General features: G+C 58.9%; 8 protein-coding genes and 1 pseudogene. 5 read left to right on the top strand and 4 right to left on the bottom strand.

Annotated features, from left to right (window positions below):
* Window positions 1–193: pseudogene (locus A3A5_RS0130435) on the bottom strand (IS5/IS1182 family transposase); the annotation flags it as partial.
* 381 nt (window positions 194–574) lie between these two features.
* Here A3A5_RS0130435 and A3A5_RS39575 point away from each other — a divergent pair.
* The 5 genes from A3A5_RS39575 to A3A5_RS0130415 all read left to right on the top strand — a co-directional run bounded on the left by A3A5_RS39575 (window position 575) and on the right by A3A5_RS0130415 (window position 4,459).
* Window positions 575–1,630: a hypothetical protein gene (locus A3A5_RS39575; protein ID WP_018314223.1), complete on the top strand. Its 1,056-nt coding sequence runs from the start codon at window positions 575–577 to the stop codon at window positions 1,628–1,630.
* 248 nt (window positions 1,631–1,878) lie between these two features.
* Window positions 1,879–2,376, top strand: coding sequence for a hypothetical protein (locus tag A3A5_RS0130425; protein WP_018314222.1), 498 nt, complete (start codon window positions 1,879–1,881; stop codon window positions 2,374–2,376).
* Window positions 2,377–2,607: 231 nt separating this feature from the next.
* On the top strand, window positions 2,608–2,760 hold the full coding sequence (locus tag A3A5_RS43700; protein ID WP_157637335.1) for a hypothetical protein: 153 nt from the start codon (window positions 2,608–2,610) through the stop codon (window positions 2,758–2,760).
* A gap of 202 nt (window positions 2,761–2,962) precedes the next feature.
* Entirely contained in the window at window positions 2,963–3,175 is a 213-nt protein-coding gene (locus A3A5_RS43695) for a hypothetical protein (protein ID WP_157637334.1), read from the top strand.
* A gap of 852 nt (window positions 3,176–4,027) precedes the next feature.
* The gene (locus A3A5_RS0130415; protein ID WP_157637333.1) at window positions 4,028–4,459 is read left to right on the top strand and encodes a hypothetical protein; all 432 of its coding nucleotides are present in this window, start codon (window positions 4,028–4,030) and stop codon (window positions 4,457–4,459) included.
* 81 nt (window positions 4,460–4,540) lie between these two features.
* Here A3A5_RS0130415 and A3A5_RS0130410 read toward each other — a convergent pair whose 3' ends face one another.
* The 3 genes from A3A5_RS0130410 to A3A5_RS43690 form a co-directional block, all read right to left on the bottom strand.
* A complete protein-coding gene (locus tag A3A5_RS0130410; protein WP_018314219.1) occupies window positions 4,541–4,888 on the bottom strand; it encodes a hypothetical protein in 348 nt (115 codons plus the stop codon).
* A 124-nt stretch (window positions 4,889–5,012) separates the two neighbouring features.
* The gene (locus A3A5_RS0130405; RefSeq protein ID WP_018314218.1) at window positions 5,013–5,567 is read right to left on the bottom strand and encodes a hypothetical protein; all 555 of its coding nucleotides are present in this window, start codon (window positions 5,565–5,567) and stop codon (window positions 5,013–5,015) included.
* A 201-nt stretch (window positions 5,568–5,768) separates the two neighbouring features.
* Window positions 5,769–5,963 (bottom strand): hypothetical protein, encoded by a 195-nt coding sequence (locus tag A3A5_RS43690; RefSeq protein WP_157637332.1) that lies wholly within the window; start codon window positions 5,961–5,963, stop codon window positions 5,769–5,771.
* Window positions 5,964–6,000 lie beyond the last annotated feature (37 nt).

Raw genomic sequence — 6,000 nt, 5'->3', positions numbered from 1 at the left:
CAAAGTACAGCCGCAGCATGCGTTCCAGGCCAATGGGCGGGCGCCCTCGTTTGCCCTTGGGGTAGTACGGCTCCAGTGCCTCCAGCAATCGAGCCCAGGGCACCACCTGCTCCATCTCACCCAGAAATTTCTCGCGCCGCGTAACGCGCTTCTTTCCCAGATACTCGGCACTAGCAAAACTGATTTGTTGCATCGGCGTAGCTCGCTGGTCGTCCTTAGTCTATCAACGCTTCACAGCTGCTCAACGTCGACACTCTCGTCGATTAAATCAGCCTTTCCCTAGCGCGCTTGCTGGCTACGTGTTCGGCTTTGTCGACGAGGTGCGCTGCTGCACAGTGACGTTCCACGACGAAAGCTGTGGCATGACGGGGCTCGACGGTTCGCGTGTATTTGGCTTTGCACGTGAATCCGCGCCGGCATTCGCCGCGTAATCATCAATCCTGCAAACTTGCCGCCGCTCCATCCCTTTGAGGATGGACGGCGGCCCCTCGTTGTTCGGCCGGGCGTGTCGTCCCGCCGAGCTAAAGCTCCCCCTCATTTTTAACCGCCCAATGGGGCAGAATTGGAGGGAACTATGAATTGCAACAAGGCCAATACGTCGCAGTGGATGTCATGCCGGGTCGTTTTCAGTGCAACCAGAGACGGCCGCCGCGTGGACAACATCGAGATTACCGGCTGTTTGGCGGTCTTCGATCGGAGCAAGGATCTCGGCGAGCAGGCCGGCTCCGCGGTGGCTGACTGGCTGAGCCGCCAGGAACGGGTCCACGGGTATCGCTATCAAGATGCCCAAATCACGTACCTGGAGGTGACGACGTCGGATGGTCGGTTTCTTGACGCAACGAAACTCGGCTGGGCCGTGCTTAAGGAGCGGCAAGTTGCGCCACCGCCGGCGCGGGAGCGCTCTGAGCTCGAGAGCGGTCTTGTCCAGGCGATCGAAGCATCAGGATTCTCCGTGTCTGGCCCAACTGATTCGCGGGCTGCAGAGCATGGAGAGCCGGCGTGGGTGTGCAATGCACGCGGGGCCCTTGCGCTGTCTGCAGCAGGGCGGCTGTTGTGCAGCGGCGGCAACATCAAAGATCAATCCGTACCGGTATGCGCGAAGTACGTCGTAGTAGACGAGCATACGCTGGGGTATCGCATCGAAGAGACTCCGAGGTTCATTGGGGTGCTCGCGGGCAGCGTGCTCCGGGGTGGCCATAACCCGATCGACGGGCCCGCGGTCATTATCCCGGGTCTTACACGCCTTCGTGCGGCTACCGAGATTGACTTCGAGTTCTTCCGTGTTGTCCTACCGCCCGATTTTGTGTGGGCGGACGGAGGCTGCGAACGGGATCGCTGGGATGCAGGGCAGCACGTCCTGGATTGCTACGTGTGGCCAGCCGACCTCGCAATCATCGGCAGGCGCGGTTGGACATTGAAGACGCGCCAGCATTTGCACTGTTTCGTCGACGCCTCCTATCCGAACGCGCAGGAAATCTCCCGCCACTCCGGCCGCGTCAAACTCGACTTCCACGTGGAGTTCGACAAGGGCGGGATTGTGACCAAGGCCTACGCGGTCGATAAAGACGGAGAGGCCGTCGGCTATCGTGGCGACGTCGCGGCATCTACCGGCATCGCTACGGCACCGTAATCTCGACCCGGAACCCGCCCGTCACGCGTACCCGTTGGGGTACGCTGGCGGGCTTCTTTCTTTCGCGTCTCGAACCCCCGAAGACACCGGAAGCAGAAGCGTATCGTTGGAGGAAAGTTGGGGTCTATTGTGGAGCCGACTGCTGCTCAATATGCTGTCCGACGTTTGCGTGACCGGCTATGCAAATGCCGCGAGCGTTCCATTAATTTGCGGGCCAATACCAAGGCACCAATGAATCGGGGTAGTGGATGTCCAGAGTTCTAAGCGTCGCCAACAAGCTGCTGTCCATTCGCGGCGGTATCGATATCACGGACGGTGATGGAAACCTGGCATATCGCGGAAAAGGGCAATTTGCCGCCTTCTCGCCCACGTGGCGAGTCTATCGTGGAGACAACCAGGTCGGGACGATCCGGCGCCGGATCTTCGCGCTGGTACCGACGTGGGATATCGCGGGAGAACTCGGTGGGTTTATGATCAAACGCAAGTGGTTCTCTTTCACGCGCAAGTACTACGCGGTGGGTGGACCGGCGGACGGCGCCACGGTGACTGGAAATCTGTGGGATTTGAAGTTTCAAGTCGCACGCGCGGGCCAGACCCTGGCCAAGGCGAGAGGGCGCTTGCTGACGATGCGCGATCGACACGATGTTGAAGTGTTTCACCAGCCAGAGTTGTTCGTGGTGTTCGCAGTCTTGGTTCTTCAAATGGATCGCCGTGACGAGCGAAGCAAGTCGTTACACGAGGACTAATTCTGTCGCTTCGATTTGACGGACGTTTTGCACGTGAGGTAGCATTCCCCGAGCCATTCGGTTGGCATTGTTCACACACTCTCTCACTTTACTGAGACGATGGCCCGCCCTGGTCGTGGTTTTGTCCGGTAGCAACTGTTCGATGGTGGCCGTTCGGCCAGCCGTTTTCCGGCTCTCCGAGCGAAAGCTCTCCCTTTATCCACCGCCTGTACGGCACAAAGGGAACGCACCATGAATCGTAAACTCATCCGCAAGTCGTCTGCCTCTCTTCGTGAGAGTTTCGTCCGTTACGTCAAGGAAAACTGGGAAATTATTGCCATTGGTGCTGTAGCAGGCGTGGTTGCTCCCATGATCGCGACTGCAGCAAAGTTCCCGGGCTGGTAATTCGGCGCAGTAAGCCAATAGAGACAAGCCCACCTCCTACCTGAAAGGGTAGTTGGTGGGTGATTTCTTGCTCGTAATGTTCCAGACTGAAACTTACAACATTGGCATTCGTTTTCTCACGCTCCGCCGGCTTCTGCTCCGCAGAGCGCGTTGCTCCCTCCATTATCAACCGTCCGTAAAAGGGCAAAAGATGGAGTGTCCAATGAACCGCAATCATGGCCAGCAAGTCGACTCAATCGTTAGGCGAAACAAGGTTACCGCTAGCTGGGTGTTGCGGGAGGCGGAAAGTAAGCGCGTCATATGCGAGACATTCGACAAGCGCGTAGTCGAAAAGCTGAACACAGCAAAATATCAGGCCGTGCCGATTCTCGACTATCTGCTTGAGTTCAACGCAACTGCACGCAACCAGCAGTGAAGTCCGGCCCACCTGCAACCCCAACGGGGTAGCAGGTGATGGCCGCCGCCGGTACCTCGCCGTGGCGTCGGCGGTGCCGACCTTTCGCAATTCCTGGTATAGTCCATACGGCCGTTAGATCGGCATCTCTTGCACGCGTCCACCGTCGCAGTCCCATTTTCCGCGCAGTCTCTTTGAATCACCCCGGGAATCGAGGAGGCTGTTTTGGCCCGAGAAGACGCTCGGTTAGCGTATCGAAATTGCAATTCATGAATATCTCCTCAATGCCCGGACGGGCTGAACAATCGAGGAGCTGGAGGAGCTCTGCGCAGTCGTGAGCGACTGGGGAGAGCGCAGCCATGCGGCCAGCGGAACGTGGCCGATTAGCTAGAGCAGGGCAGGGAAGGAGTTGCGCTGGGCCACAACGTCGGCCAATGTACTTTCACTCGCGCGCGAAGCTGCGCGGTTGAGATGATGCCGAACGAACGGCAAGCCCATGATAACCGCACGGTAAAACCGGCGCAACGCTCAGCCCGAAGCATCGGTGGCCCAGTCGAGCGCTGCCGGCGCGGCTCGATGACCAACTTGTCGATTTTGGCTGTTTCGCAGTATCATTCGTCCGCGCCGTTCGTTCGGCACTACATCAAAGGCTGCTCCTGTACGCGTCCAAGACGTCCTCCCGCAGGGTTCCGGCAGACTTAATCACTACACGAATCCCGATCAATACATAGCCGCTGCGAAGCACCTGCAGGCAGCATAGCTATTGGATCTGCGCACAATCGACGTTGCTGACTTCCCGTCAAGGCGGTTGCCTTCACGGGGCGCTAGGCCCCAGTCGTAGCCCAAAGAGGCTCGAAGACCACGGAGAACAATGTGTGCCATTCCAATTCTAAGTGCTTGTGGGTTGTTGCAGTACCGGCTGAGGCGGCCGTCAAGCCCAACTGCCTCATCTTCTTCCAGGATTCGGCGCCGACCAGCGCCCAAGTGTTCGAGCGCACCGGCGGCACAGTCGATCTGCCTGATGGTGCTGTTCAGGCACTGAACCTGACAACTGCTATTGGCTGCGATGCGGCCAGCCTGGTGAGCTTGGACGCGTGGGGGCGCGAAGTCCTGGCCGAAGGCCTGCCACTGCGGCCGCTGATCGAAGTGCCGGCGAATGCGTTCTCCGTTGTGCCCAGTAAGCGAGTGCACTACGGCACCAAAGAGCAGTACTTCGACGACGGCGGTTGCCTGCAGGGCGAGATCCATTACGGTCATGATGGGCGGCCGAATCGTTGGCTGCTCGACCGGCACTTGGCTTGCTGAGCCTGGCCCCTAACGTCTGAAGCACCAATGAGAAAGGCCCGCCTGCTCCGGATCGGAGCGGCGGGCCTTGTCACGTCAGAACTACAGCAGACTCTGCTGTGGATTCATCACGCGCGCGTACGCACGAGGGAACCGCGTTTCCATTTCCGAGTAGTCGGCCAGCGCATCTTTCGACGGCAGAGGGCGCAGCCATTCGTCGGGAAGCCCGTCCTCCTCGTTGCAGTACAGCGCGTTATTTACAGCCCCACGATGTGCCTGGCGTAGGCCTGGAGTACCGAGTGCATCGACGAAGCAGATACTCCTCCCGCAGTAAAACACTTCCGCAGTGCGGCCGTGGTTGGCGAGGGGGTTGATCGTAGCGGAAGCCGAGAATTGGCTAAAGCTCGCGAGCTCAGCGCCGGCGTCCGGGGAGTTGTGGCCGCTATTCATGAGTTCTCCTTTGGTGCCTTATAGGCGATTGAAAAGGAGTGGAGCGTGCGCACTGCGAGCCTTGGTGGCCAGCAGAACGGGAGCTGGTAATCCACCCGGGCGAGCCGGGCGGACATTGTTGCGACTACTGCGGCATGGCAGGCTGAGGGGCGAACCGAGCGTACTGCGCCAGGGTCGTCTGGGCGAGTGCAGCAGCCCGCCCCCGGCTCACGAACGGCACAACGAGCCCAAGGGACAACTCAACCAGCTTTTTCCGATCCTCAAGTTTCAGACAATACAACTTGCCGCCGAGACTCTCCAGTTGAGGGAGCACGCTCATCGACTTGATCAACTCGTTCTCGGCCAGGACCAGCGCATGCTTAGCCTTGAGGTGAGGGCAAACGTCCTGCTCCTCGCCTTCTATCGTCAACTGCGCAGCGTCTCTAGCTTTTCGACATTCGGCAAAGTACACCACCGAATCCTCGTCGCTTATGCGATAAGACTGGTTCGGGTCAAGGATGATGACTTCTTCGCCCCGCTCGCTAAGGCGCACAGCCTTGAAGCGATGCCTGCTGAGAATCTCCTGCTGGTACTTGGTCACAATAGGTTCGATTTCCTGCTCGCACAGGCGAGCAGCCAGGAACGCTTCAACAGCTGCGACCATCCTGTCGGTCGGCGTAAAGGTGAATTTCGGCTTCATAGGGTCCTCCTTGTGCCACGAAGTGGCGTTGATAAAGGAGCGGGCCCGGGACCCTGTTGAGCGATGCTCAGCGGGATCTGTTGACGTTTCGATGCCGTGGAGGATGGGGGCGCACCTTGCGGAGCGCCCCTGTTACTCAAACTTCAACGCGGTGATGCTTCGTTTGATCCGAGCGCCGGTCGCTCTGCGACGGGACTCACGCTACCACTGGTCATGACGGTGATCATGGCCATAGGAGGTGTCCTCGTGCTCACGGATGCAGTTACAAGGAAGGTAGGTGCGGCACAGTGCGCAAACAGGCGCCTTCGATTCTTCATCCGAGCGGGATGATGCGGTTCCTGCGCGAACTCCAACGATCAGAACGAGGACGATCGCGATTGCAAAGAATACGGTCATGGTTTTCTCCTGATGCCTGAAAGGCGACAACAAAGGG

It is taken from the genome of Cupriavidus sp. UYPR2.512, assembly GCF_000379565.1.
Classification (GTDB): domain Bacteria; phylum Pseudomonadota; class Gammaproteobacteria; order Burkholderiales; family Burkholderiaceae; genus Cupriavidus.
This window is presented reverse-complemented; position numbering and strand designations above follow the sequence as displayed.